This is a genomic window from Streptomyces sp. NPDC088706 (genome assembly GCF_044752765.1).
Lineage (GTDB): Bacteria > Actinomycetota > Actinomycetes > Streptomycetales > Streptomycetaceae > Streptomyces.
Map to the genome: position 1 here is coordinate 156,499 of NZ_JBIVLW010000004.1, position 24,450 is coordinate 180,948.

A 24,450-nucleotide genomic window follows, 5' to 3' on the forward strand; every position below is an offset into this window, starting at 1 on the left:
GTGTCCCATCACACCGCCCATTAGAACTGACGATACGTCAGATGAGAACCTGCGCGTACCTCCGGTTCAGGCGCCGGTGCGGCGGGCGTAGTGGCGCTGGGCCTTCGCGCGGTTGCCGCAGCCGGCCATCGAGCACCAGCGGCGGGTCCCGTTCTTGGAGATGTCGTAGAAGTGCAGGACGCACGTGTCGTTGGCGCACGGGCGGATGCGGTCGGGCCGGTCGGCCACCAGCTGGAGCCAGTTGTCGGCCGCGTGCCACGCGGGAGCCCAGGACGGGTCGTCCACCTCCACCGCCGACTCCGGCAGCCCGCCGGCCCCCAGGGTGCGGCGGATGCGCCCGTGGGACAGGACCTCGTTGAGCGCGGCCGTGGCGCCGGGGGTGGCCGGCTCCCGCCGGGTGGCGGACCCGGCCAGCGCTTCGAGTGCGGTACGGGTGGCCAGCAGCCGGTCCAGGGTGGCGCGGTCGGCGGCCGGGGCGGCGGGCCGTGTGAGGGCGCGCACCGGCTCGCTGCCCAGCCAGACCGCCAGGCCGTCCTCTGATTCCAGCAGGTCGCGCGGGCCCTCCGCGCCGATCCAGCGGGTGTTCAGCAGATCCAGCGCGAGCGGTTCGCCGGTCAGCGGCCGGGGGTCGGCGCCGGTGGGGTGCGGCACGGCAGCGGGTCCTTCCGTCGCGGGGTACTTCCCCGATTCTAACCGGACAAGAGCCTTTCACTGGTTGACCCTTCTCGGTCTAACCCTTAAATTCGTTTTCACTGGTTGCGAGGTGGCCTCGCGGCCCTGACCGAAAGCATGGGGACGACCATGGGCAAGGCGAAGAACCTGCGGACCGGCCACATCGGCCTCAACGTCACCGACCTGGACCGTTCGATCGCCTTCTACCGGGAGGTCTTCGACTTCGAGGTGCAGGGAGAGGGCAAGGACGGCGACCGCCGCTGGGCCTTCCTCGGGCGGGACTCCCGGCTCGTGGTGACCCTGTGGCAGCAGAGCGAGGGCACCTTCGCCCCCGCGCTGCCCGGCCTGCACCACCTCTCCTTCCAGGTGGACACCGTCGAGGAGATCCGGGCCACCGAACAGGTCCTGCGCTCGCTGGGCGCCACCTTCGCCTACGACGGGGTCGTGCCCCACGGCGAGACCGGCACCTCGGGCGGCATCTTCTTCACCGACCCCGACGGCATCCGCCTGGAGATCTACGCGCCCACCGGTGCCGACCCGGCCGATGCCCCCACCACCGGGGCCCCCACCTGCGGCTTCTTCTAGGCGGCAGGCGCGGCACCGGCCACTTCCCGGCGAAAGGCGGAACCATGGGCGGCTACCACCGCGGCGAGATCGCCGTGCAGGAGCGGGCGGGCTTCGCGCGCCAGGCCGGACACGCGCGGGGCGCCATCGGCAACACCGTCCCCGACGTGGCGGTGGCGTTCCTCGCCGAACAGCCCCACGTGGTGGTGGGCGGCACGGACGAGCGGGGCCGGGTCTGGGCCACCCAGCTCACCGGGGAGCCGGGCTTCCTGACCGTTCCCGGGCCGCACACCCTGAACATCGGGGTGCTGCCCCTGCCGGAGGACCCGCTCGCGGCGGTCCTGACGGGTTCCCGTGCCGGTCGGGGTCGCGTCCCGATCGGCATGATCGGCATCGAACCCGCCACCCGGCGCCGGATGCGGATGAACGGCCGGGCGGTCCGCGACGGCGACGGACTGCGGGTCGAGCTCGACCAGGTCCTCTCCAACTGCCCCAAGTACATCCAGAAACGCGAACACCACCCGGCCCCGGCAGCGGCTGCGGACACGAGCGCGCCCGTGACCCGTACCGCCGCCGACAGCACGGAGCTGAGCCCCGGACAGCAGCGCACATTGCGTGCCGCCGACACCTTCTTCATCGCCACCGCCTCCGACCGGGGCGACGCGGACGCCTCGCACCGGGGCGGCAACCCCGGCTTCGTCCAGGTGCTCTCGCCCCGGCTGCTGCGCTGGCCCGACTACGCCGGCAACGCCATGTTCCTGACCCTGGGCAACCTCGAACTCAACCCGGCCGCCGGCCTCTTCGTACCCGGCTGGGAGACCGGCACCTCCCTGCACCTGACGGGTTTCGCCCGCACGGTGTGGGACGAGGAGCGGGTGGCCCGCCACCCCGGGGCCCAGCGGCTGGTGGAGTTCGAGATCACCGCCGTACGGGAGATCGCGGCGGCCTCGCCGCTGCGCTGGTCCGCGCCGGCCTTCTCCCGCTTCAACCCGCCGACGGCCGGCTGACGCCTCGCCGCCCCACCCCGCTGGTCCGCGCCGGCCTTCTCCCGCTTCAACCCGCCGACGGCCGGCTGACGCCTCGCCGCCCCACCCCCACCGCGCCCCTACCTCTGACGGAGCCACCATGCGGATCACCGTGGACCTGGACCTCTGCGAGAGCCACGGAAGTTGTGTCTTCGCGGCCCCCGAGATCTTCTCGTTCGACGACGACGACCACCTCCTCTACGAGGCCGCGCCGGACGACGGACTGCGCGAGGGCGCCGAGAAGGCCGCCGCCTCCTGCCCGGTCCGCGCCATCACCGTGGCCGCCGCCCCGTGAACACCGCCGGCGCCGGCCATCCGCGCGAGGTGGTGATCGTCGGGGCCTCGCTGGCGGGGCTGCGGGCGGCCGCGACCCTGCGCGCCGAGGGGTTCGACGGATATCTGACGCTCGTCGGGGCGGAGCAGTACACCCCGTACGACCGCCCGCCGCTGTCCAAGAGGTACCTGACGGCCACCGAACCGGCCGAGACCCGGCTCCCGGTCCCCGACGACCTCCGGGCCCGCTGGCTGCTGGGGCGGGCCGCGGTCCGGCTCGACCCGTACAGCAGGATCGTCACCCTCGCCGACGGCACCCGGCTGCCCTACGACGGTCTGCTCATCGCCACCGGGGCCGCCGCCCGGACCGGTGCCGTGCCCGGCGAACCCGGTCCGGAACAGGGGGTGTTCACCCTGCGCGGCCGGGACGACGCGGCGGCGCTGCGGTCCGCGCTCACCCCCGGGCGCAGGCTCCTGGTCGTCGGCGCCGGGTTCCTCGGCGGTGAGGTCGCGGCGGCGGGCCGGGCGCTCGGGCTCGACGTGACGCTCGTGGAGGCCGGGGCCGTACCGCTGGAGCGCGCGGTCGGCGCGGAGGCGGGCGCGTTCGTGGGGACGCTCCACCGGGAGGCGGGTATCGATCTGCGCACCGGCACCACGGTCACCGCGTTCCGCACCGCCCCGGACGGCACGCTCACGGGCGCCCGGCTGTCCGACGGGCGGAGCGTCGCGGCCGATGTCGCCGTACTGGCCCTGGGCGCGGTCCCGGCCACCGGCTGGCTGGCCGGGTCGGGGATCGAGGCGGCCGGCGGAGTGCCTACGGACTCCCGGCTGCGGGCCCTGTTCCCGGACGGCAGCGCCGTGCCCGGCGTGGTCGCGGCGGGCGACGCCGCCCGGGTCCCGCAGCCCCTGGCGGGCGGCGCCGCGCCCGCGCTCGGTCACTGGTCCGGCGCGGTCGAGCAGGGCGCGGCGGCCGCCCGTACGCTGCTGTCCGGTGCGGCGGCCCCGGCCTTCGCCGAGGTGCCCTCCTTCTGGTCCGACATCCACGGCGTCCGGCTCCGCTCGGTGGGCCTTCCGGTCCTCGGCGACACGGTGAAGGTCCACGAGTGCGACCGGGAGGCCCGGCGGCTGGAGGTCAGCTACCACCTGGACGGCCGGCTGGTCGGCGCCCTGACCGTCGGCCGGACCTCCCGACTGGCGGCCTACCGGCGGACGTTGGCCGCATACGGGGTCTAGTACCCCTGGTACTTCGGCGTGCGCCGCTCGGCGAACGAGGCGACCCCCTCGGTCGCGTCCCGCGTCGTCATGTTGATCTCCTGGGCGGCTGCCTCCGCCGCGAACGCCATGGCCCGGTCGGCGGTGAGCGAGTCGTTCACGAGCTGCTTGGTCAGGGCGATGGCCCGGGTGGGCCCGCAGGCCAGCCGCCCGGCCCACGCGGCGGCGAGGCCGGCCAACTCCACTTCCGGAACCGCCCGGTTGACCAGGCCCATCCGTTCCGCGTCCGCCGCCGTCAGGGCGTCCCCGAAGAACATCAGCTCCTTCGCCCGCTGCGGCCCGATCAACCGGGGCAGCAGATAGGCGCCGCCGCCGTCCGGGACGAGCCCCCGGCGGACGAAGACCTCGATGAACGTCGCCGTGTCGGCCGCCAGGACCAGATCGCAGGCGAACGCCAGATGCGCGCCGATCCCGGCGGCGGTCCCGTTGACGGCGGCGATCACCGGCTTCTCGCAGTCCAGTACGGCGGCGATGAGCCGCTGCGCGCCGAGCCGGATGGTCCGGGCGACATCCCCGGGGACCCGCTCGCGGGCCCGGGCCGGGGCCCCGGCCCGGGCGTCGCGCAGGTCGGCGCCCGCGCAGAAGCCGCGCCCGGTGGCCGTGAGCACGACGGCCCGTACGGCGGGGTCGGCGGAGGCGTCGGCCAGCAGGGCGATGACCCGCTCGCGCTGCTCCCAGGTGACGGCGTTCATGGCCTCGGGCCGGTTGAGGGTGATCCAGGAGACGCCCTCGGGGGTGGTGCGGTGGAGGACGGTGGACCCGGCCGCCCCGCTCGCGGGTTCCGGCCCGGTCGTCGGCGCACGGTCCACGGGCGCCGGGCTCACCGGCCCGCCCCCGCCGGCTCCCGGCTCACCGGCACACCGCCAGCGCGTCCAGCGCCACCGCGCCCTGCCCCCGCCCCAGCACCACCAGCGGGTTGATGTCCAGCTCGGTCAGGTCGTCGCCCAGCTCCAGGGCCATCCGCTGCACCCGCAGCACCACCTCCACCAGGGCGTCCACGTCGACCGGTGCCCCGCCGCGCACCCCGTGGAGCAGGGCCCGGCCGCGCAGCTCGCCGAGCATGTCCCGGGCCTCCTTCTCGCCGAAGGGCGGCACCCGTACCGCCGTGTCGTGCAGCACCTCCACCAGGACCCCGCCGAGCCCGACCGTGACGGTCGGCCCGAAGAGGGCGTCGTGGGTGACGCCGACCATCATCTCGACGCCCCGGTCGACCATCTGGCAGACCAGGATGCCGTCGAGGTCGACGGATTCGATCCGGGCGATGTCGGTCAACTCGCGGTAGGTGTCGCGTACTTGACTGGCCGAGGTGAGCCCCACCCTGACCAGGCCCAGCTCCGTCTTGTGGGCGAGGTGGGGCCCGGAGGCCTTCATCACGACGGGGTAGCCGACCGGACCGGCCGCCCGGACGGTACCGGCCGCGCTCGTCACCAGCTGCTCGCGTGGCACCCGGATTCCGTACGCGCGCAGGAGCTGCTTCGCCGCGTGCTCGCTGAGCCGCTGCCCCGGGCGCATCAGCCCCCGCGCCTTGCGGACGGAGGGGGAGGGGGTGCGCGGGGCCTCGTCGAAGGGGGAGCGGTAGCCGGTGGCGAAGCGGTGGTGGTCCAGGTAGGCCTTCACGGCGGTGACGCAGTTGGAGAACGTACGGAAGGTGGCGACGCGGGACGAGCCGAGGAGCGTGGTGCGGTAGGCGTCCTCGGTGCCCACGGGGGAGCCCCAGATCACGCAGACCAGCTTGTCGGTGGCCTCGGCGGCGTCCACCAGGTCCTGGGCGAGCCGGTCGCTCATGGGCGGGAACGGGCCGGTGATCGGACAGATCAGCACGCCCACGGACGGGTCCGCGAGGATCGCGTCGATGATCTTGCGGCCGCGCCGGTCGCCGACCGGGTGGCCGCCGTTGTCGATGGGGTTGGCGACGCTCAGGTAGCCGGGTATCCAGGTGTGCAGCTCGTCCTGCTTGGCGGGGGAGAGGGTGGGCAGCGAGAGTCCGCCCGCCGTCGCCAGGTCCGCGAAGTGGGCGCCGGTGCCGCCGGAGATGGAGTACACGGCGACGCCCTCCGCGTGGGGCGGCCGGGCCCGGGCCAGCAGGGCGGCGGTGTCCTGCAGTTCGTCGAGCCCGTCCACCCGGACCACCCCGAACTGCCGCATCGCCGCGTCCGCCACCTGGTCCGCCCCGGTCAGCTTGCCGGTGTGCGAGGCGGCGGCCTCGGCCCCGGCCTCCGTGCGCCCCACCTTCACCGCCACCACCGGCACCCCGGCGCGGGCGGCCCGGTCGGCGGCGAGCAGGAAGGAGCGGCCGTCCTTGAGCCCCTCCACGTAACAGGCGATGGCCCCCACCTCGGGGCGCTGGGCGAAGTACGCGAGGAAGTCGGCGGTCTCCAGGTCGGCCTCGTTGCCCGTGGGGGCCCAGTGCGAGAGCCGGATGCCGAGCTCCTGGAGGGCGTGGAGCGGCCGGCCCTGGTGCCCGGACTGGGTGATGAGGGCGATGGCGGGACCCTCCAGGTCGTCCCGGAACTCCTCGAAGGCGTTCAGGTTGGTGTTCGGCCCCAGCAGTCGCACTCCGGAGCGCTCCATGGCCGCCGCCAGCCTGGCCTGCGCCACCGCACCCGCCTGCCCGGTCTCGGCGAACCCGGAGGCGAAGGCCACGGCGAAGGGGACCTTGGCCTCGGCGAGCTCCTCGATGACCGGGAGCGGGTCGGCGACCAGCAGGACCGCCAGGTCGACGGGCTCGGGCAGCTCGGCCACGGACGGGACGCAGGCCCGCCCGAACACGGCGTCCCGGGCCGGGTGCACCGGGTGCAGCCGTGCTCCGACGCGCTCGGCCCAGGCGATGAGCTGCCGGGTGATGCCGGTGTTGGGGCGCCCCTCGGTGTCCGAGGCGCCGACGACGGCCACCGAGCGCGGCCGGAAGAAGCGGTCCAGGTCGGGCACGGCCAGGTGCAGCGGCCGCCCGCTGACGTCGAGCCCGCCCTGCCGCGCGGCGGTCGGCAGGCTGACGACGGCGGCGTGCGGCTCCTCGCCGCAGGCCACCACCCGGGCGCGGAAGCCGGTGGTGAAGGTGCCGTGAGTCGATCCAAGCATCGTTCCGCCCACTCCTGCTCGATGGTCCGCCGGCCCGGTGTCCGTGGTGGCCGGCGCGGTTGGCTGACGCTCTGTCAGGTTACTGAACTGACGTCGTGTCAGGAATGGTCGTGCAGGCAAAGGCTCCCGTCGGCGCGGGGCGGCGGCCCGCGCTGGTCACGGAGGGGCGGCGAGTGGCGTAGGGTGGTGTTCACCGACGCGGGGTGGAGCAGCTCGGTAGCTCGCTGGGCTCATAACCCAGAGGTCGCAGGTTCAAATCCTGTCCCCGCTACTGACAGAAGACGACTGAGGCCCGGATCCCTGGATCCGGGCCTCAGTCGTCTTCCCTCCCAGGACGGGGCGGACGGGCGGACATCCCTCCCGGACGGGGCGGACGGGCGGACATCCCTCCCGGACGCTGAGCCATGGCGGGGCGCGGGGCGCCGGGCGAGGCTGGGGTCATGACACAGACACCCGACACAACACCCGCACCGTCCCCCGTCCTGGTGACCGGCGGCACCGGCAAGACCGGCCGCAGAGTGGTCGCCCGCCTCCGTGAGCTGGGGGTGCAGACCCGGGCGGCCTCGCGGTCCGGTCGGACCCCCTTCGTCTGGGAGGACCCGGCCACCTGGCAGGCCGCCCTGGAGGGGGTGGCCGCCGTCTACATCGTGCCCCTGGACACCGTGCCCTCGCCGACGCCCGCCTTCGTCGAGCAGGCCGTGGCGGCCGGGGTGCGACGGCTGGTGCTGCTCTCGGCCCGGGGGGTGGACGTGCCGGGCTACTTCGGTTCCTCCGCGTACGCGGACGGGGGCCGCACCTCGACGGCGAGAAGGCCGTACGCGCCTCCGGGCAGGCCTGGACGATTCTGCGGCCCGGCTGGTTCGCCCAGAACTTCAGCGAGGGCGTCTTCCTCGACGGCGTACGCGCCGGTGAGCTGACCCTGCCCGTCGGGGACGGCCGGGCCGCGTACATCGACACGGACGACATCGCGGCGGTGGCGGTGGCGGCGCTCACCGAGGACGGCCACGACGGCGAGGTGTACGAGCTGTCGGGCCCCCGGGCGCTGGGCATCGCCGAGGTCCTGGACGAGATCGCCGAGGTGACCGGCGTACGCGCCTCCTACGCCCCGGCCGAGGAGACCGTGTACCGGGACGGGCTGATCGCGGGGGGCATGTCGCAGGTGGAGGCCTCGCTCTGGATGGCCGCGCTGGAGCCGATCCGCACGAGCCGGGAGGCCCCGCTGAAGGACGGCGTCCGCCGGGCCCTGGGCCGCCCCCCGCGCGACGTCGCTGAGGTCTTCCGGGACGCGGCGGCGGCGGGGGCCTTCGGCTGAACAGGCCCGTACGTCACGTCGACGTCAAGGGGGTGGGGAGCGGCGCGCCCCGGCCGCCGCGGCCTCCCGCCGGTACGCGCTCGGGCTCTCGCCGCGGAGCCGTTTGAACGCCGCGCTGAACCCGAACGCGTCCGCGTAGCCGACCCGCCGGGCCACCGCCGCCACCGTCAGCTCCGGGCGCGGCCCCCGTACGATCGCGGCCTCCCCGAAGGTCAGCCGCAGCGGCTCCCCGCCCTCCGGCACGAGCCACCCGGCACCCCGCATCGGCAGGCACAGCGTCAGATAGGCCCCGTCCGTGAAGTGCAGGGACCACGGCGGCCACAGCACCGACCGCCCGAACATCGCGCCCCTGCCCCGCACGCCCCGCAACAGCTCGTCGAACACGTCCATGGCGCCACGATAGGACGAAACGCCGTGCGGCCCGGACGCCCGCCGCCTGCGGCGGGCGTCCGGGCGCCGGCCTCCTACTCGGTCAGGTCGCGCCCGTCCCCCTGTCCGGGGCGTACGGCGGTGCTCTGCGCCCGGGCGGTGGCGGGCGGGTCCTTCAGGGAGCCCAGGTCGTGGGCGTACGTGCCCACCGCGTTGGCGATGACGTCGATGTTGATGTCGAACGCCCTCATGCTGATGTTCCTGAGCGTGTCCCCGGCCGCGTGGTAGTTCCCATCGAACGCGGCCCCCGCCGTGCCGCCCCACCGGGCCGCCTCGGCCGGTGTCTTGAGCGCCTCGGCACCGGTGAACGTACCGCCGGAGGGGATGCCCGCCAGGACGAAGGGGTGGTAGTCGGAGCGGCCGATGAAGGGTGTTCCGGCGGTCGGGAGGCCCCGGCCGCCCAGGAACGTGGTGATGTCCCGTTCGAGCTGCGCCGATCCGGGCGGCCCGGCCGGGAAGTTGAGACCGTCGGAGTTGTCGCCGTCGAAGACGAACAGGCCGTAGTTCGGCGAGGCGATGAGCTCGAAGTTCAGATAGAGCTTGATCTTCTGCCGCTCCGCGGGCGTCAGGTTCCCGACGTGGTGCGCGGAGCCGAACAGGCCGCTCTCCGCCGCCGACCACCAGGCGAACCGCACCTTGTTGCGCGGCTGCTTCTCCCTCTTGGCCAGCTTCAGTGCTACGTCCAGCAGACCCGCCGAGCCCGAGCCGTTGTCGTTGATGCCCGGGCCCGCCTTCACCGCGTCCAGGTGCGCCCCGAGCACCACGGTGTCGGCGGCGTCGCCGCCCCGCGTCTCGGCGATGACGTTCTTCGTCGTACGTGTCTCCTGGAGCTGGCGGACCTCGAAGGAGATCGTCACCGGGCCCTGGGCGAGGCCGGCGGCCAGCCGGTCCCCGTCGGGCTTGGAGAGCCCGGCGGTGGGGATCTTCCCGGTGGCCGGGTCGCCGAGGGTGCCGGACAGCGGGCCGTACCCGGCGTCGATGTTGTTGTAGATGATGGCCCCGACCGCGCCCGCCGCGGCGGCCTGTTCCTGCTTGATGCCGAAGGCGCAGCCGCCGCGCCTGATCAGCGCGACCTTGCCGGTGAAGGCGCCCGCCGCGTAGTCGCCGGGCTCGCAGCCGGTGGTGCCGTCGGCGTCGACCGGCGGGGCGGCCAGCTCGGCCGTGATCCCGCCGACCGGCGTCGACTTCGTGTACGTGAGGGCCTTGATCTCCGCGTCGAACGGCGTGGGCGTGACGGCGGAGAGCTTCTCGGCCAGCGTCTCGGTGTAGACGAAGTCGAACTTCTGGTACGAGACGCGGTACCCGGCCGCCTTCAGGAGGGTGTGCACATAGGCGGCGGAGGTTTCGTGCCCCGGTGATCCGGCGACCCGGTGACCGCCCGTCGCCCGGGCTATCGCCTGTAAGGCCACGAGGTGCCCGCGGGCGTCCTCGGCGGACGCGTCACGCACCAGCGCCTTCGACAGGGCGGCGGCGTCCTGGCCCGCCCTGTCCCGGTGTGCGGAGGCAGGCGAGGCGGAAGCCAGCAGAAGAGGGGCCACGAGTACGGCGGCGGCCAGGGCGGCGACGGGTCTTCGAACGGAGGCGCTCACAGAAGTCCTTCCCGGTACGGACAGGTTGAGGGAAAGCTAGCGATCTCCACGTCCCCCTGTGAACAGCTGCGCCACAACTCGGGGCATCAATCACACAGTTGTCATCATGCCGCCGTAGTCACTCCTGCGTGGCCTCGATCTACGCCGGGTGCCGCCGGGCGGCACCCGGCGCCCCGGGTGTGTCCCGTCCCGGAGGGCGCGGCCTCAGCGGATCCGCGCCACCCTCTTGGCGATCTTCCCGGCGTCCAGGGCCATTTCGCGGAGCATCCCGCTGATCGGGTTGGTGAAGCCGGTGAAGAAGAGGCCCGGGGCCTGCTTCGGGGTGCGGCCGCCGTGGGTGACCGGGCGGCCCCCCGCGTCCAGCACGCCCAGGTGGCCCAGCAGCGGCTCCAGGGCACGGGTGTAACCGGTCGCCGCGATCACCGTGTCCGGGGTGAGGCGGGTGCCGTCGGCCAGGACCACCGCGTCCTCGTCGAAGGAGGCGACGGTCGCCACGGGGGTGACCCGGCCGGCCTTCACCGCAGCGATCAACCCCACGTCCTGCACCGGGATCGCCCCCTCCCGCACCCGCGAGTACAGGCCCGTCCCCGGACGCGGCAGCCCCTGGGCGGACAGGTCCGGTACGGCGATCCGGGCCATCACCGCCCCCGCCCGGTCCACCAGCCACACCGGCAGGCGGCGGACCAGGATGCCGGTCGCCTGGGCCGGCCAGCCCGCGGTGGAGCGGCGCACGATGTGCGGGGCGGTGCGCACCGCGATCCGTACCCGGGCGGCCCCGCCCTCCGCCAGGTCCGCCGCGATCTCCGCGCCCGTGTTGCCGATCCCGACGACCAGGACGTCCTGGTCCGCGTACGGGGACGGGTTGCGGTACTCGGCCGCGTGCAGCAGCTTCCCCGTGAACGTCCCGCGGCCCGGCCAGTCGGGGATGCGCGGGGTGTGGTTGAAGCCCGTGGCGACGACGACCGCGCGGCCCCGCAGGACCCGGCCGCCGGTGGCGGTCAGCTGCCAGTCGCCGGAGCCGTCGGGCGCCGGGTCGATCCGGGTCACCTCGACACCCGTCACCACTTCCAGCTCGTGGTGCTCGGTGTACTTCTCCAGGTACCGCACCACGTCGTCCCGGCCCACCCAACGCCCGAACCTACGGGGCATCTTCAGTCCCGGCAGCGCCGACCAGCGCCGCGTGGTGTGCAGGTGCAGCCGGTCGTAGTGGCCGCGCCAGGAGGCGCCGACCCGGTCCGCCTTCTCCAGGACCACCACCCGTACGTCCCGGGCGCGGAGCGCGGCAGCGGCGGCGAGGCCTCCGGGGCCGCCGCCGATGACGTAGACGGGACGGTCGTCCGTACGGTCGGTGAGGGCGATGGCGTCGGTAGTGCCGGTGGGGGACGGGCTGTTGGGCATGGTTCGGAGCGTAATCGCCCGCTCTGTTGATGGGTCTCGGTCAAGATGGAAATCGATTGCGAATTGATCACGGGGGGCGTGATGCGGTGATTGCGTACCCTTCGCGCCGCTCACCCCATCTAAGGTAAGGCTAACCTTGCCTCGGTTGACGTGAGGTGACCACCGGGGGGCCGTCGCGCGGTGCAGTGCCGCGCGCCCACCAGGCGGTTGGAAGGTGGGACGTACATGAACGGCAGACAGTTGGCCCGGACAGTGACCGGACGCGGCGGGTTCCCCGGGCTCCGGGCCGGAATCAAGGGCGCGGCGGTCGTCGCCGCCGGGCTCCTCGCGCTCACCGCCTGCGGTGGCGGCGGGAGCGACGCGGCCGACGCGAACGCCAAGGGCGACAAGGCGGCCGCCGCCACCCGGTCCGTCAAGCACGACGCCGGAACCACCGAGAAGGTGCCCGCCCAGCCCAAGCGCATCGTCTCGGTCAGCGTCACCATGACCGGCCACCTGCTGGCCCTCGACGCCCCGGTCATCGCCTCCCAGGCTACCCCGCCCTCGGTCATCACCGACAAGCAGGGCTTCTTCACCCAGTGGTCCGACGCCGCCGCCAAGAACAGCGTCAAGGTCGCCTACCAGGGCTTCGAGCCCGACGTGGAAAAGGTCCTCGCGCTGAAGCCGGACCTCATCGTCGGCGCCTCCTCCGGTGCGGAGAACGCCGAGAAGTTCTACGACAAGCTCTCCGTCGTCGCCCCCACCCTCCTCTACCGCCACGACGACGTCTCCTGGCAGGACCTGACCACCCGCCTCGGCAAGGACCTCGGCCTGGAGAAGCGCGCGAGCGAGGTCGTCGCCGCCCACGACAAGCGGGTCGGCGAGGTCAAGGCCGCCATCACCGTGCCGAAGCAGTCCGCCGCGCTCGTCCGCGACAACCAGTCCGCGATGACCGTCTTCACCCCCGAGTCCGCCCAGGGCCGGCTGCTCACCTCGCTCGGCTTCACCGTCCTGGAGCCGCCCGCCGGCAAGGGCCAGACGCAGGGCGGCCGTTCGGACTTCGCCGAGTTCAGCCAGGAGAAGGTGGCCGACACCGCGAAGGACAGCTCGCTGCTCTTCGTCAGCCACACCCCCGAGGAGATCACCGCCGCCACCGCGCGCCCGGTCTGGAAGGACCTGGCGGCCGTCAAGGACAAGCGCGTGTACGACCTCGGCCTGGACACCTTCCGGCTGGACTACTACAGCGCGGGCAACCTGATCGACAAGATCGAGAAGGCCTTCGGCTGACGGTGGCCCGTAAGAAGCCTGCCGCACACGCGCGGTACGCCGCCGGGCTCACGGCGGGGCTGGTCCTCCTGGCCCTCGCCGTGGCCGGCGGCCTCGCCGTGGGCGCGCAGCCCGTGCCCTCGGCCGAGGTACTGGCCGCACTGGCCGACCCCGACGCCCCGCACGCCTCCCTGGTCCGCGAGGTCCGGGTGCCGCGCACCCTCCTCGCCGTCACAGCCGGGGCGGCGCTGGGCCTGGCGGGCGCGGTGATGCAGGGGATGACCCGTAACCCCCTGGCCGACCCCGGCATCCTCGGCGTCAACACCGGAGCCGCCTGCGCGGTGGTCGCCGCGACCGTGCTGCTCGGCACGCGCTCGCTCCAGGCCGTCGTCTGGTGGGCGCTGCTCGGGGCGGCGGTCGCAGTGGTGGTCGTGTACCTGCTCGGCGGCCGGGGCGCGGGGCGCGGCACCCCCGAAGGGCTCGTGCTCGCGGGGGTGGCCGTCACCGCGGTGCTGGGGGCGGTGGTCAGCGGGCTCGGGGTGCTGGACGCGGACGCGTACGGGACCCTGCGCATCTGGTCCGTCGGCACCCTCTCCGGCCGCGAACTCCCGGCGCTGTGGGAGGTGTTGCCGTTCCTCCTGGCCGGCGCGGTGCTGGCGCTCACCGTCGCGCCCGCCCTCAACGCGTTCGCGCTCGGCGACGAGGCGGGCCGGGCGCTGGGCGTCGCCCCCGGACGCGTACGCCTGCTCGGCACGCTCGCCACGGTGCTGCTCAGCGGCGCCGCCACCGCCGCCATCGGCCCGGTCGGCTTCATCGGCCTGGTCGCCCCGCACGTGGCCCGCCTGCTCACCGGCCCGGACCACCGCCGCCTGATGCCGTACGCGGTCCTCGTCGGCGCGGGCCTGCTGCTCGTCGCGGACATCGTGGGCCGGGTGATCGCGCGCCCGGCCGAGATCCAGGTGGGCATCGTGACGGCGTTCGTGGGGGCGCCCGTACTGGTCTGGCTGATCGGCCGCAACAGGTCCGCCTCGCGGAAGGCGGCGGCGTGAGCGTTCTGACCCGGACCACGGTGGTACGGAGCCGAGGCCTCTCCCTCCGCGTACGCATCCGCCCCCTCGCCGTCACCCTCCTCCTGGCCCTCCTCGCGGCGGGCAGCGGCGCGCTCGCGCTCACCCGGGACGGTCTCGTACCGCCCGCCGAGGTGCTGGGCGCCCTGTTCGGCGCGGGCTCGGAGCAGGCCGCGTTCGTGGTCCTGGAGCTGCGGCTGCCCCGGGTGGCCCTCGGGCTCGTCGTCGGCGCTGCACTCGGCGCGGCCGGGGCGCTGTTCCAGCAGCTCTCCCGCAATCCGCTCGGCAGCCCGGACATCGTGGGCTTCAACTCCGGTGCGGCGACAGGCGCGTTGCTGGTCCTGCTGCACGGGAACCCGGGGTACGTGGCGGCGGGCGCGGCGAGCGGCGGCCTGGCCACGGCGCTCATCGTGCAACTCCTGGCCCGAAGGGGCTCGTTCCGGGGCAACCGGCTCATCCTCGCCGGGATCGCGGTCGGTTCGCTGCTGGCCTCGGTCAACGCGTACCTGCTCACCCGGGCCGCCCTGGACCACGCCCAGTCGGCCCAGCTCTGGCTGATCGGCAGCCTCGGCTCCACCGAACGCCACCAGATCCTCCCCGCTCTCCTCTCGCTGGCGGCCCTGCTCCTGCTCGCCCTCCCTCTGGTCCGCCGCCTGGACCTGCTGGAGATGGGCGACGAGGCGGCGGGCGGCCTGGGCGTCGACGCGGGCCGCACCCGTGTGGTGGTGCTCCTGATCGCGGTGGGGCTGAGCGCGGTGGCGGTCTCGGTGGCCGGACCGATCGTGTTCGTGGCCCTCTGCGCGCCCCAGCTGGCCCGCCGCCTCAGCAGGGGTACGGGAACGGGGCTGCTGCCCGCCGCCGCGATGGGCGCCCTGCTGCTCTCCGCCTCGGACCTGGTGGCGGTCACGCTGCCGACGGCGGGCCCGTTGCCGGTGGGGGTGGTGACGGGCGCGCTGGGCGGGGTCTACCTGGCGTGGCTGCTGGGGCGCGGGCAGCGGCGCTGAGGCGAGGCGTACGGGTCCGTGCATACCCCTTGCGCGGGGCGGCCGGCATCCGCTGAACTGACGTACCGTCAGTTTCTCGGGACCGGAGGCTGCCCGATGCGGACGATCTGGCTCAGCGGTGCGGAGTGGCTCGCCGTCCTCCGTACAGGCCTCGGCCTGTGGTGGCTGGAGAGCTGGCGGCACAAGGACAAGAAGGGCTGGTTCGAGCGGGGCACGGGGATCGCCTGGGCGGCGGACATCGCGGGCAAGCACCGGTGGGATGTGGTGCGCACCGGCTTCCGGCGGGTCGTCGAATTACGCCCGAAAGTGATCGCGTACGTCGTCGTCTACGCCGAACTAGCCCTGGGGCTCTGCCTGGTGACGGGCTTCCTCACCCCGATCGCCCTGATCGCCGGCCTCCTCCTCAACCTGCTCTACCTGGTCCTGATGATCCACGACTGGGCCGAGCAGGGGCAGAACGCGATGATGGCCCTGATCTCGCTGGTGGTCCTGCTCGCGATGGCCTGGCAGACGTGGTCGCTGGACGCGGCGTTCGGGATGTTCCTGTGACGCCGCCGGAGCGTGCGGCGGCGTCCCCGCGCTTCGACCTGCCCGAGCCGGACGCCTTCACCCGACCGTACTGGGACGCGGCGGGGGGAGGGGCGGCTGCTGATCCGGCGGTGCGGCGGGTGCGGGCGGGCGCATCACTACCCGCGCGAGTTCTGCCCGTACTGCTGGAGCGAAGACGTGGGGTGGGAGCGCGCGAGCGGTCGGGCGACGCTCTACACGTGGTGGGTCGTCCACCGCAACGACCTGCCGCCCTTCGGGGACCGCGTCCCGTACGTGGCCGCTGTCGTCGACCTGGCGGAGGGGCCCCGGATGATGACGGAGGTCGTGGAGTGCGCGCACGGCGACCTCCGCATCGGTATGGGGCTGACGGTCACGTTCCGGGAGGCGGGGGAGGCCGTACCGGTCTTCCGGCCCGCAGGCTGAGGCCCACCGGTATCACTCGTCGCCCGCCGCCGGAGCCAGCTGGGCCATCACCAGCCCGTGCAGCAGCTCCGGATCCACGAACTCGTCCTCCTCCGGCGCCCCGCACCGCCAGCTCAGCGGGTACGTGTTGCCGTCCGGGGCCGGGATGCCCACCCACTCGTCGCGCGTGGCCGGCCCGAAGCACTTCACGCCCGGCGGCCAGTCGTACCCCTCGCTCGCGCCCGGCGGAATCAGGAAGTACGTCCACCGCGCCCCGGCCATCTCCCGCACCACAGGGCCCGGCTCGCCCTCGGTCAGCGTCGCCAGATGCTGGAGCACGGCCTCGCCTCGGACGCCCCGGAGCCGGATGGCGTCGAAGTAGCTGCCGGTGAGGTGGAGTTGGTGTCCGGCGGCCGGTACCCATTCGGGGTGTTTCTTGCTCGTCATGGCTACGAGCATTCCCTCGGCTGCGTAGCGTGACCAGCGGAACACGGCGTACATCAAGGCGATGTGAGGAGGGCGGGATGGCTGTGGGGACGAGTGGTGCACCGACGCACGGACTGCGGCTCGTGGGAGACCTGATCCGTATCCACCGGGCGCGGGCCGGACACACGCAGAAGACGGCGGCCGACGTGCTGCTGATCTCGGAATCCCTGATGGGAGCGTTCGAGCGAGCGGAACGCATTCCTTCGCGGGAGGTGCTGGCGGACGCCGAGCGCGCGTTCGGAGCGGATGGGGCGCTGGAGGCGTGCTGCGATCTGGTGGACGAGGAGAAGTACCCGGCGAAGTTCCTGGACTGGGCGCGGCTGGAACGGCTTGCGCGCATCATCAGCGCGTACGAGACGATGCTGATCCCGGGCCTGCTCCAGACGGAGGCGTACGCGACGGCTCTGTACCGCTCGCGCGTACCGGCGTACTCGGAGGCCGAAATGCTCAAGCACGTCCAAGCGCGACTGGAACGGCAGACGGTGCTGACCCGCAAGTCTCCGCCGCGTATCGGATACGTCATCGAGGAGTCGGTCCTGGACCGGACGCTCGGCGGACCGGAGGTGCTGAAGGAGCAGTTGCTGCACATCCTGGACTGCATCGAGCGGTTCAATCACCTGACGGTTCAGGTGATGCCGTCGGACCAGCACACGCATGCGGGGCTGATGGGGCCCATGCAGTTGATGTCCACGGCGGAAGGTCGCAATCTGCTGTATGTCGAGGCTCAGGGCGGCGGTAGGTTGATCTCGAAGCCGGAGCAAGTGAGCGACCATTTGGACCTCTTCGGCATTCTGCGGGCTCAGGCGCACAACCCCTGGAAGTCGGCGGAGATCATCGAGACGAAGGTGAGGCAACTGTGAGCCACGGACCCGGATTGACCTGGTTCAAGTCGAGCTACAGCGGCAACGAAGGCGAAGCTTGCATCGAAGTCGCCTACGACTGGCGTAAGTCGAGCTACAGCGGCAACGAAGGCGGGGCCTGCGTAGAGGTCTCCACCTGCCCCCACACCGTCCACGTCCGCGATTCCAAGGTCATCGACGGCCCCACCTTCGCCGTCGCCCCGGCCGCCTGGACCACGTTCCTGGACCACGCGACCGCCACCGCGACCGTCAACGCCTGATCACAACCCCGGCGCACCCCACACCGGGAACCACCGGGACAGGTCCTTCTCGACCCGCAGGTCGTCGCCGAGGGCGCCGCGCACCTGGAGTTCGAGCTGGTTGTCCCGCTTCTCGGCGTCGCCGGGCAGCGGGGCGAACGGGTAGAACGTGCCGCGCTTGTAGAGGTAGACCAGGGCCAGCGCGCGGCCCTCCGCGTCCCGGAAGCCGATCAGCGAGCACAGCAGGTGCGGGCCGAAGCCGCCGTCCTGGAGCAGGGTGTTCACCGCGTGCAGGTCGTTGACCAGGCCTGCCGTGTCGTCGGCCGGGTGGGTGGCGAGCAGCCACGTGTAGCCGTACGCGTCCCGGCTGAACTCCACCGGGATGCCGCCGCGCTCCGTGTCCGCGTCCAGCAGCTCCCGTACGTCCTCCTGGAGGCGGGCGAAACCGCCGCCCTCCACGCCCGCGAAGCAGACCGAGCCCAGGCCCGTCGGCGTGAAGCCGGTGGCGGCCTGGAGAGTGAGGGCGGCCGAGGGGACGGCGAAGAGCTGGTCGAGATCGGGGCGGACGGGTTTGCTGCGGCCGAGGATGGCGTCGAGCAGGCCCACGGGCGTAACTCCTTGAGGACTTATCGGGACAGGTCGGTGGAGATGCGGGACAGCTGGTCCAGGCGCTGTTCCAGCGTCGGGTGCGAGGAGAACAGTCGGCCCAGGGACTCCTTCGAGGAGAACGCGGGCATGAAGTAGAACGCGTTGTACGGCTCCGCCTTGCGCAGGTCCTCGGTCGGGATACGGGCCATCTGGCCGCTGACCTTCGTCAGGGCCGAGGCGAGGGCGGAGGGCCGGCCGGTGAGGAGCGCGGCGGCGCGGTCGGCGGAGAGTTCGCGGTAGCGGGAGAGCAGCCGGGTCAGCAGGAAGCTGATCGCGTACACGACGGCGCTGATCAGCGGGATGAGCAGGAGCAGGATGCCGGCCGGGTCGTTGCCGGGGCGGCTCCGCGCGAACCCGCCCCACAGGGCGATGCGGGTGATGATGCCCGCCAGCACGCCGAGGAACGAGGCGATCGTCATGACGGCGACGTCCCGGTGCGCGACGTGCGACATCTCATGGGCGAGGACGCCCTCCAGCTCCTCCGGCTCCAGTCTGCGGAGCAGCCCCGTCGTGGCGCAGACGAGGGCGGTCTTCTCGCTGCGGCCGGTGGCGAACGCGTTCGGTACGTCACTTTCGGCGATGGCCACCTTGGGCTTCGGCATGTCGGCCAGCGCGCAGATGCGGTCGATGGTGCCGTGCAGCTCGGGGGCCTGTTCGGGGGTGACCTCGCGGGCGCCCATACCGTACGCCGCGATGCGGTCGCTGAACCAGAACTGGGCGATGAACAAGCCGCCCGTAATGATCAGGATGATCGGCCAGGAACCGCGCAGGGCCGCGAGGAGTACGCCCACGAAGACGACGTACAGCAGACCGATCAGGAACATGGTGGTGACCATACGACCGGTCAGGCCCCGGTCCGGGGCGTAGCGGGAACGGGCTCGTGGCATCGGTACCTCCAGCGACTCGCCGTCCTCCCATAGTGCCCTTTTCTTGTTGAAACCGGGTTAAGGGTGCCTGCGGGGTGCCGGTGGGGCTGCCTCAGGCAGTCCGGAGCCGTTCGAGGAATGCGGGGACGCCGTCCACCCTCTGGTAGGGCTTGAAGGCGGGGGCGAGGTCGCGGACCAGGGTGACGCATCGGTCGGCGCCGATGCGGGTGGCGAGGTCGAGTGACTTGGTGCTGACGACGAGTGCCTGTTCGACCTCGCGGGCCTGGAGGAGGCTGCGTGCCTCGTAGGTGCGGAAGACGCCACGCGTCTTGTCCCGGGCACGTGGAAGCAGGGTCAGGCCCTCATCGATGCGGGCTCGGGCGTCGTCGGTGCGGCCGAGGTCGAGGAGGCACTGGCCGGAGTCCACGGCCAGATCCGCCGCGCTCATCCACCGGCACCAGCCCGGGGCCGGGTCGGCCGCGTCGGTCAGCAGGGCGGTCTCGGCGGCGGCGAGGTCCCGGTGGCAGTCGGCGGCGGCCCCGAGAGCGGCGTGAGCTCGTGCCCTGCGCAGGTGCAGCAGCGAGCGGGCGGTGGGGTGCCGCGTATGGATCAGGGCCTGGCTCAGGGGGTCCACCGCGGATCCAGGCCGGCCGAGCCAGATCGACTGATAGGCGAAATCGGACAGGACGCCGGCCCCGAGATCCCGGTCGCGGGCGGTGTGCGCGTTCGTGAGAGCCGCGTTCCAAAGCTTGCCGACCGCGCAGTGCTCGCCCTGGTCGAAGCGATACCAGCCACACGACGCCGGGGAGAGCATCCTGGACGCGGTCCGGCGGGAGACGCAGGAGGAGACCGGCTTGACCGTCTTTTCCGTGGACCGATACCTCGGGCATTTCGACTACGAGAACAGCCGCGGTACCACCACACGCCAGTTCAACTTCGCTGTCACCGTCGCCGAGACCGGGCCGGTCGTCCTGACCGAACACGACTCGCATCAGTGGGCGGCCCCGACCGGTGAGCTGCCGGGCGTCACCGACGGCGTACGGAAGGTCCTGACCGGCGCGTAGGACCAGGACGGCCGACTGGACCCGCGTGTGTGCGGCTCCGGTCGGCCCGCCCACGATCTGACACGGATGTTCCTCAAGGCCAGAGCAGCTCGCGCGTCCAGATCCCGGTGCCCGCCTCCGTACGCCGGTAGCGGAGCCGGATGTGCCGCCGCCGCGCGTCGCCCTGGAAGAACTCCACCTCGGCCGGCTCGACCACGTACCGGGTCCAGGTCGGAGCCTCGGCGTCCGGTTCCGCCTGGGCCCGCGCCCAGGCCGCGTCGGCCGTCCGGTGGAGGGTGTCCACCGACTCCACGACCTCGCTCTGGGACCCGGTCAGGGCTGCGGCGAGGGCTCCGGTGGACCGGGCGTGCAGGTCGGCGTGGCTCTCGGCCGGTGTGCAGCGGAGGACCGGGCCCCGGACCCGTACCTGGCGGCCCAGAGCCGGCCAGTAGAAGCCGAGCGCGGCGTACGGGCGGGCGGCGAGCTGGTGGCCCTTGGCGCTGCTGGCGTGCGAGGCGAAGTGGAAGCCGCGCTGGTCGGCGTCGTGGAGGAGCAGGGTGCGTACGTCGGGGAGGCCTTCGGCGTCCGCCGTAGCGAGGGTCATCGCGTGCGGCTCGGGCTGTCCGGCGGCTACGGCGTCGGCGAACCAGGTGTGGAAGAGGGGGAGGGGCGCGGGTGGGGCGGCCGCCGGGTCGAAGGCCGGCAGCTCGGTGTCCCAGACACGCTGGGCGTGCAGGAGGGCGGAGAAGGGGCGCGGGGTGGGTGCGTTCATGGTGGCTATTGGATCGCACGGACTGCTTCTGTCCGCTGTAGCGCGGTGAGACGCGCCGCGCTACGGTAGGTCCATGAAGACCATCACGCAGCGGGAGTTCCGGAACAAGTCCGCAGAGGTCATGGACGCGGTGGAGGGCGGTGAGACCTTTCACATCACCCGGAATGGCATAGAGGTCGCCGAATTGCGCCCCCTCAGTCGCAAGAGGCAGCTCAGCGCAGAGGAACTTGTGGCCCGGCATCGGCGGCTGCCCCGAGTGAATGGTGCGCTGCTGCGCCGCGAGGCGGATGAGTTCTTCGGCGGGGACGACCGGGTGGGCGACGACGACGTGTGGGAGCGCAACGGTGGCTGAGCGGCGCCGCGCGGGCGTGCTCGATACCTGCGCGTACATCGATCTCGATGTGCTGGACCCGGAGCGGCTGCCCGTGCTGCCCGTACTCACGGCCGTTTCGCTGGCCGAGCTCCAGCAGGGGGTGGCCATGGCGAAGGACCCGCTGGTGCGGGCCGCGCGGATGGAGAAGCTGGGGGCGGCGGTAGCCGACTTCGAACCGCTCCCCTTCGACGCGGCCGCCGCCGCGCGCTACGGGACCCTCGTCACGCTCGTCCTCGCGGCCGGCCGCGACCCCCGGCCGCGACGCCTCGACCTGATGATCGCGTCCATCGCATCGGTCCGGGATCTGCCGCTCTACACGCGTAACGCCGACGACTTCAAGGGGTTGGAGAGCGCGGTCACGGTCGTCGGACTGTGAGGCAGACGGGGCGGTGGCCTCCTCACCCCCGCCCCAGCACCACCGTCCCCGACGAGCAGAACCAGCCGCCCGTCCCCGACGCCACCGCCAGCTCCGGCAGGCGGCCACCGGCCTTGTGGACCTGGCGGGCGCCGGCCTCGCCGCGTAGCTGGCGTACCGCCTCCACCAGCAGGAACAGGCCGCGCATCCCGGGATGGCAGGCCGAGAGGCCGCCGCCGTCCGTGTTCACCGGGAGCTCACCGCGCAGGCCCGTGCGGCCCCTCTCGACGAACGCGCCGCCCTCCCCCGTCGCGCAGAACCCCAGGCCCTCCAGCGTCACCAGTGTCATGTACGTGAACGCGTCGTAGATCTCCGCCAGGTCGATGTCGGCAGGGCGTACCCCGGCCCGCTCGAAGGCCAGGCGGCCCGAGACGGCGGCGGGGGAGACCGTGAAGTCCTCCCACTGCGACATCGTGGAGTGGGAGGCGTGCTCCCCGGCCCCAGGACCCACACCGGCGCCTTCGCCGTGTCCGGTACGTACTCCTCCGCCGCCAGCAGCACCGCGCACCCCCCGTCGCTGCGGACGCAGCGGTGCAGCTTGGTGAACGGGTCCGCGATCATCGGGCCGGAGAGGACCTCGTCGACCGTGATCGGGGTGCGGAACATCGCCTCCGGGTTCGCCGCCGCGTTCGCCCGGGCCGTCACCGCCACCTCGGCGAGCTGTTCCAGCGTCGTGCCGTACGCGTGCATGTGGCGGCGGGCGGCCATCGCGTACTTGGCGATCAGCGTGTGCCCGTACGGCACCTCGAACTGGAGCGGTCCCCGCGCCCCGAACGACAGGTTCGACGTGCGGCGGCCCGCCCTGATGTCGGCCCGGGCCGTGGAGCCGTAGACCAGGAGCACCGCCCGGGCCCGGCCCGCCGCGATCGCGTCCGCCGCGTGGGCGGCCATCACCTCCCAGGTGGCGCCGCCCACCGCCGTGGAGTCGACCCAGGTGGGCCGCGGTCCCAGGTACTCCGCGACCTCCACCGGGGCCAGCGCACCGAGCCCGGCGGAGGCGAAGCCGTCGACCACCGAGCGGTCCAGGCCGGAGTCGGCCAGCGCGCGGCGGGCGGCCTGGGCGTGCAGGGCGTACGGGGTGGCGTCGTCGACGCGTCCGCAGTCCGCCAGGAAGATGCCGACGACAGCGACCTTGCGGGGGAGGCGGGAGGCGGGCATGAATCTGACGGTACATCAGATGAGCGACCGCGTAACCGGGGGTGCACATGCCTTCCGTGTTCCCTTGGGTGTGCGGGACTCTGGGAATCGACCTGCTCTGTACGTAAAATGACTGACCGTCAGTTGAGGAGCCGCTCCGGTTCCTGAGGGGAGGAGCCCGACGATGGACGCCGCCTTCACCGCGGAACAGGACGAGATCCGCCGCACCCTGCGCGACCTGCTCGCCCGGCACGGCGGACCCGGCGAGGTCCGCGCCGCCGTCCGTACCCCCGAAGGCCACGACCCGGCCCTGTGGCGCCGGCTCGCCCAGGAGCTCGGGCTGCCCGGGCTCGCGCTGCCGCAGGAGTACGGCGGGGCCGGCTGCACCGCCACCGAGCTGGCCCTCGCCTGCGAGGAGACCGGCCGCACCCTGCTGCCCTCCCCGCTGCTCGCCACCGCCGTACTCGCCGCGCCCCTGATCGCCGCCCTGGGCACCCCGGCGCAGCGGGCCGGGCTGCTGCCCCGGACCGCCGACGGGACCCTGACCGCCGCCCTCGCGGTCCCCGGCGGATCGATGGCCGCCGCCCTCGGCCTCACCGCGGACAACCGGGCCATCGCCTGGGCGGGCGGCGGCCGGGCGGGGGGCGTCCAGGCCCGCAAGTCCCCGGAGGGCCACGGCTGGCGGCTCTACGGGGAGGCCGACCGGGTGCTCGACGGGCACAGCGCCGGGCTCCTGCTGGTCGCCGCCCACACCGGGGGCTATCCGCGCAGCCGGACGCTGCTCTTCCTGGTGCCTGCCCCGGCCGAAGGGCTGCTCCGTACGCGGCTGACCTCGATGGACGAGACCCGGCCTCTCGCCCGCGTCGAGCTGCGCGACACCGCGGCCGAACTCCTGGGCTCGGACGAGGCCGGCGATGTGTGCGGCGCGCTCGCCGCCACCGGGCGCACCGCCGCGGCCGTTCTGGCCGCCGAGGCGGTCGGGGCGGCGGCGGGCGCGCTGGGCAGGACCGTGGCATACGTCAAGGAGCGCGAGCAGTTCGGCCGGGCCATCGGGTCGGTCCAGGCCGTCAAACACCGCCGCACCTGGGAGCACGAGGCGCACCTGTATGTGAAGCGGGCGGCGGCGGACGAGCTGCTCTTCGGGCCCGTACACCGGCTGCGCGACCACGCGGCGGGGCAGGCCGGGCTGTTCGGGGGCGTGACGCCGGACGGTCTCGCGCACGGGGTGGCCGTCTGATGCCCGGTGCCGGTGACCGGGCCGCCCGGCTGATCCAGAAGGTCTCCTCGACCCGCGCCTTCGCCAAGGTCGCCCCGCACGTCGTCCCCGTCCTGGACCGCACCGTGCACCGGCTCACCCGGGGCAAGGTGCTGCCCAGTGCCCGGATGCTGCCGGGGCTCGTCCTGACCGTGCCGGGGGCGCGCAGCGGGCGGCCGAGAGTGACCCCGCTGGCATGCATGCCGGAGGGGGAGGCGGAGAGCACCTGGATCCTCGTCGGCAGCAACTTCGGCCGTAGCGGGCATCCGGCGTGGACCGCGAACCTGCTGGCCCGCCCGGAGGAGGCCGTCATCAGCTGGCGGGGCCGGGCGATCCCGGTGCGCGCGCGGCTGCTGGAGGGGGCGGAGCGGGAGGAGGTGTGGCGGGCGGCGCTGACGTTCTGGCCGCCGTACGCGGCGTACCAGGCGCGGGTGGAGCGGCAGATCCGGCTTTTCCGGCTGGAGCGGCGGTAGTTCA

General features: G+C 73.2%; 25 protein-coding genes, 1 tRNA gene and 4 pseudogenes. 18 read left to right on the forward strand and 12 right to left on the reverse strand.

The annotated features are described in order from the left end of the window. Nucleotides 1-66 precede the first annotated feature (66 nt). The gene (locus ACIQAK_RS13700; RefSeq protein ID WP_366390498.1) at nt 67-651 is read right to left on the reverse strand and encodes a CGNR zinc finger domain-containing protein; all 585 of its coding nucleotides are present in this window, start codon (nt 649-651) and stop codon (nt 67-69) included. 150 nt (nt 652-801) lie between these two features. On the opposite strand from ACIQAK_RS13700, the gene ACIQAK_RS13705 reads away from it, so the two are divergent. The 4 genes from ACIQAK_RS13705 (at nt 802) to ACIQAK_RS13720 (ending at nt 3,767) form a co-directional block, all read left to right on the forward strand. Next, entirely contained in the window at nt 802-1,257 is a 456-nt protein-coding gene (locus tag ACIQAK_RS13705) for a VOC family protein (protein WP_366390588.1), read from the forward strand. Between the two features lie 44 nt (nt 1,258-1,301). After that, nucleotides 1,302-2,243, forward strand: coding sequence for a pyridoxamine 5'-phosphate oxidase family protein (locus ACIQAK_RS13710; protein ID WP_366390499.1), 942 nt, complete (start codon nt 1,302-1,304; stop codon nt 2,241-2,243). A gap of 118 nt (nt 2,244-2,361) precedes the next feature. After that, entirely contained in the window at nt 2,362-2,556 is a 195-nt protein-coding gene (locus ACIQAK_RS13715) for a ferredoxin (protein ID WP_366390500.1), read from the forward strand. After that, nucleotides 2,553-3,767 carry an FAD-dependent oxidoreductase gene (locus ACIQAK_RS13720; protein WP_366390501.1) on the forward strand — a complete coding sequence of 405 codons (1,215 nt, stop codon included), beginning with the start codon at nt 2,553-2,555 and terminating at the stop codon, nt 3,765-3,767. The genes ACIQAK_RS13715 and ACIQAK_RS13720 overlap by 4 nt, the downstream gene beginning before the upstream one ends. Here ACIQAK_RS13720 and ACIQAK_RS13725 read toward each other — a convergent pair. Both ACIQAK_RS13725 and ACIQAK_RS13730 read right to left on the reverse strand, forming a co-directional pair. Then, nucleotides 3,764-4,630: an enoyl-CoA hydratase/isomerase family protein gene (locus ACIQAK_RS13725; RefSeq protein ID WP_401848035.1), complete on the reverse strand. Its 867-nt coding sequence runs from the start codon at nt 4,628-4,630 to the stop codon at nt 3,764-3,766. The genes ACIQAK_RS13720 and ACIQAK_RS13725 overlap by 4 nt on opposite strands. 25 nt (nt 4,631-4,655) lie before the next feature. Further along, nucleotides 4,656-6,884 carry an acetate--CoA ligase family protein gene (locus ACIQAK_RS13730; RefSeq protein WP_366390503.1) on the reverse strand — a complete coding sequence of 743 codons (2,229 nt, stop codon included), beginning with the start codon at nt 6,882-6,884 and terminating at the stop codon, nt 4,656-4,658. 197 nt (nt 6,885-7,081) lie between these two features. Between ACIQAK_RS13730 and ACIQAK_RS13735 the strand changes: the two genes are divergently transcribed. Both ACIQAK_RS13735 and ACIQAK_RS13740 read left to right on the forward strand, forming a co-directional pair. Continuing rightward, a tRNA-Met gene (locus ACIQAK_RS13735) sits at nt 7,082-7,155 on the forward strand. A gap of 169 nt (nt 7,156-7,324) precedes the next feature. After that, a pseudogene (locus ACIQAK_RS13740) lies at nt 7,325-8,196 on the forward strand (NAD(P)H-binding protein). A 174-nt stretch (nt 8,197-8,370) separates the two neighbouring features. Here the strand turns inward: ACIQAK_RS13740 and ACIQAK_RS13745 are convergent. The 3 genes and pseudogenes from ACIQAK_RS13745 to ACIQAK_RS13755 all read right to left on the reverse strand — a co-directional run. After that, nucleotides 8,371-8,586, reverse strand: a pseudogene (locus tag ACIQAK_RS13745) (cupin domain-containing protein); the annotation flags it as partial. Nucleotides 8,587-8,660: 74 nt separating this feature from the next. Continuing rightward, entirely contained in the window at nt 8,661-10,214 is a 1,554-nt protein-coding gene (locus ACIQAK_RS13750; RefSeq protein WP_366390505.1) for a M28 family peptidase, read from the reverse strand. Nucleotides 10,215-10,418: 204 nt separating this feature from the next. Then, a complete protein-coding gene (locus ACIQAK_RS13755; protein WP_366390506.1) occupies nt 10,419-11,612 on the reverse strand; it encodes an NAD(P)/FAD-dependent oxidoreductase in 1,194 nt (397 codons plus the stop codon). 225 nt (nt 11,613-11,837) lie between these two features. Between ACIQAK_RS13755 and fepB the strand changes: the two genes are divergently transcribed. The 5 genes and pseudogenes from fepB (at nt 11,838) to ACIQAK_RS13780 (ending at nt 15,900) form a co-directional block, all read left to right on the forward strand. Next, on the forward strand, nt 11,838-12,878 hold the full coding sequence (gene fepB / locus ACIQAK_RS13760; RefSeq protein ID WP_366390507.1) for a Fe2+-enterobactin ABC transporter substrate-binding protein: 1,041 nt from the start codon (nt 11,838-11,840) through the stop codon (nt 12,876-12,878). Between the two features lie 2 nt (nt 12,879-12,880). Next, nucleotides 12,881-13,906 carry an iron ABC transporter permease gene (locus ACIQAK_RS13765; RefSeq protein WP_366390508.1) on the forward strand — a complete coding sequence of 342 codons (1,026 nt, stop codon included), beginning with the start codon at nt 12,881-12,883 and terminating at the stop codon, nt 13,904-13,906. Beyond that, nucleotides 13,903-14,928, forward strand: coding sequence for an iron chelate uptake ABC transporter family permease subunit (locus tag ACIQAK_RS13770; RefSeq protein WP_366390509.1), 1,026 nt, complete (start codon nt 13,903-13,905; stop codon nt 14,926-14,928). Before ACIQAK_RS13765 ends, ACIQAK_RS13770 begins: the two co-directional genes overlap by 4 nt. A gap of 96 nt (nt 14,929-15,024) precedes the next feature. Further along, nucleotides 15,025-15,477, forward strand: coding sequence for a DoxX family protein (locus tag ACIQAK_RS13775; protein WP_366390510.1), 453 nt, complete (start codon nt 15,025-15,027; stop codon nt 15,475-15,477). Further along, nucleotides 15,474-15,900, forward strand: a pseudogene (locus ACIQAK_RS13780) (Zn-ribbon domain-containing OB-fold protein). Before ACIQAK_RS13775 ends, ACIQAK_RS13780 begins: the two are co-directional and overlap by 4 nt. A gap of 12 nt (nt 15,901-15,912) precedes the next feature. Here the strand turns inward: ACIQAK_RS13780 and ACIQAK_RS13785 are convergent. Then, nucleotides 15,913-16,326 (reverse strand): hypothetical protein, encoded by a 414-nt coding sequence (locus ACIQAK_RS13785; RefSeq protein WP_366390511.1) that lies wholly within the window; start codon nt 16,324-16,326, stop codon nt 15,913-15,915. A gap of 77 nt (nt 16,327-16,403) precedes the next feature. Between ACIQAK_RS13785 and ACIQAK_RS13790 the strand changes: the two genes are divergently transcribed. Next, nucleotides 16,404-17,225 (forward strand): helix-turn-helix transcriptional regulator, encoded by an 822-nt coding sequence (locus ACIQAK_RS13790; protein WP_366390512.1) that lies wholly within the window; start codon nt 16,404-16,406, stop codon nt 17,223-17,225. Next, the gene (locus ACIQAK_RS13795) at nt 17,222-17,485 is read left to right on the forward strand and encodes a DUF397 domain-containing protein (RefSeq protein WP_366390513.1); all 264 of its coding nucleotides are present in this window, start codon (nt 17,222-17,224) and stop codon (nt 17,483-17,485) included. The genes ACIQAK_RS13790 and ACIQAK_RS13795 overlap by 4 nt, the downstream gene beginning before the upstream one ends. On the opposite strand, the gene ACIQAK_RS13800 is transcribed toward ACIQAK_RS13795, so the two are convergent. From ACIQAK_RS13800 to ACIQAK_RS13810, 3 genes are all read right to left on the reverse strand, one after another. Further along, complete coding sequence (locus tag ACIQAK_RS13800) at nt 17,486-18,070, reverse strand: hypothetical protein (protein ID WP_073877353.1); 585 nt, start codon at nt 18,068-18,070, stop codon at nt 17,486-17,488. Nucleotides 18,071-18,090: 20 nt separating this feature from the next. Beyond that, entirely contained in the window at nt 18,091-18,999 is a 909-nt protein-coding gene (gene htpX, locus ACIQAK_RS13805; RefSeq protein WP_093687418.1) for a zinc metalloprotease HtpX, read from the reverse strand. Between the two features lie 91 nt (nt 19,000-19,090). Next, on the reverse strand, nt 19,091-19,792 hold the full coding sequence (locus ACIQAK_RS13810; protein ID WP_366390514.1) for a hypothetical protein: 702 nt from the start codon (nt 19,790-19,792) through the stop codon (nt 19,091-19,093). A gap of 40 nt (nt 19,793-19,832) precedes the next feature. On the opposite strand from ACIQAK_RS13810, the gene ACIQAK_RS13815 reads away from it, so the two are divergent. Next, nucleotides 19,833-20,042 (forward strand): hypothetical protein, encoded by a 210-nt coding sequence (locus ACIQAK_RS13815; protein WP_366390515.1) that lies wholly within the window; start codon nt 19,833-19,835, stop codon nt 20,040-20,042. Nucleotides 20,043-20,115: 73 nt separating this feature from the next. Here the strand turns inward: ACIQAK_RS13815 and ACIQAK_RS13820 are convergent, their stop codons facing one another. Next, nucleotides 20,116-20,793, reverse strand: a complete 678-nt coding sequence (locus tag ACIQAK_RS13820; RefSeq protein WP_366390516.1) for a pyridoxal 5'-phosphate synthase — start codon at nt 20,791-20,793, stop codon at nt 20,116-20,118. Between the two features lie 73 nt (nt 20,794-20,866). Between ACIQAK_RS13820 and ACIQAK_RS13825 the strand changes: the two genes are divergently transcribed. Next, nucleotides 20,867-21,145, forward strand: coding sequence for a type II toxin-antitoxin system Phd/YefM family antitoxin (locus ACIQAK_RS13825; RefSeq protein ID WP_366390517.1), 279 nt, complete (start codon nt 20,867-20,869; stop codon nt 21,143-21,145). Continuing rightward, nucleotides 21,138-21,542, forward strand: a complete 405-nt coding sequence (locus ACIQAK_RS13830; protein WP_366390518.1) for a type II toxin-antitoxin system VapC family toxin — start codon at nt 21,138-21,140, stop codon at nt 21,540-21,542. Before ACIQAK_RS13825 ends, ACIQAK_RS13830 begins: the two co-directional genes overlap by 8 nt. A 22-nt stretch (nt 21,543-21,564) precedes the next feature. Here the strand turns inward: ACIQAK_RS13830 and ACIQAK_RS13835 are convergent. Continuing rightward, nucleotides 21,565-22,739: pseudogene (locus tag ACIQAK_RS13835) on the reverse strand (thiolase C-terminal domain-containing protein). Between the two features lie 163 nt (nt 22,740-22,902). Here ACIQAK_RS13835 and ACIQAK_RS13840 point away from each other — a divergent pair. Next, entirely contained in the window at nt 22,903-23,955 is a 1,053-nt protein-coding gene (locus tag ACIQAK_RS13840; RefSeq protein ID WP_366390519.1) for an acyl-CoA dehydrogenase family protein, read from the forward strand. Then, entirely contained in the window at nt 23,955-24,446 is a 492-nt protein-coding gene (locus tag ACIQAK_RS13845; RefSeq protein WP_366390520.1) for a nitroreductase family deazaflavin-dependent oxidoreductase, read from the forward strand. The genes ACIQAK_RS13840 and ACIQAK_RS13845 overlap by 1 nt, the downstream gene beginning before the upstream one ends. Nucleotides 24,447-24,450: the final 4 nt, after the last annotated feature.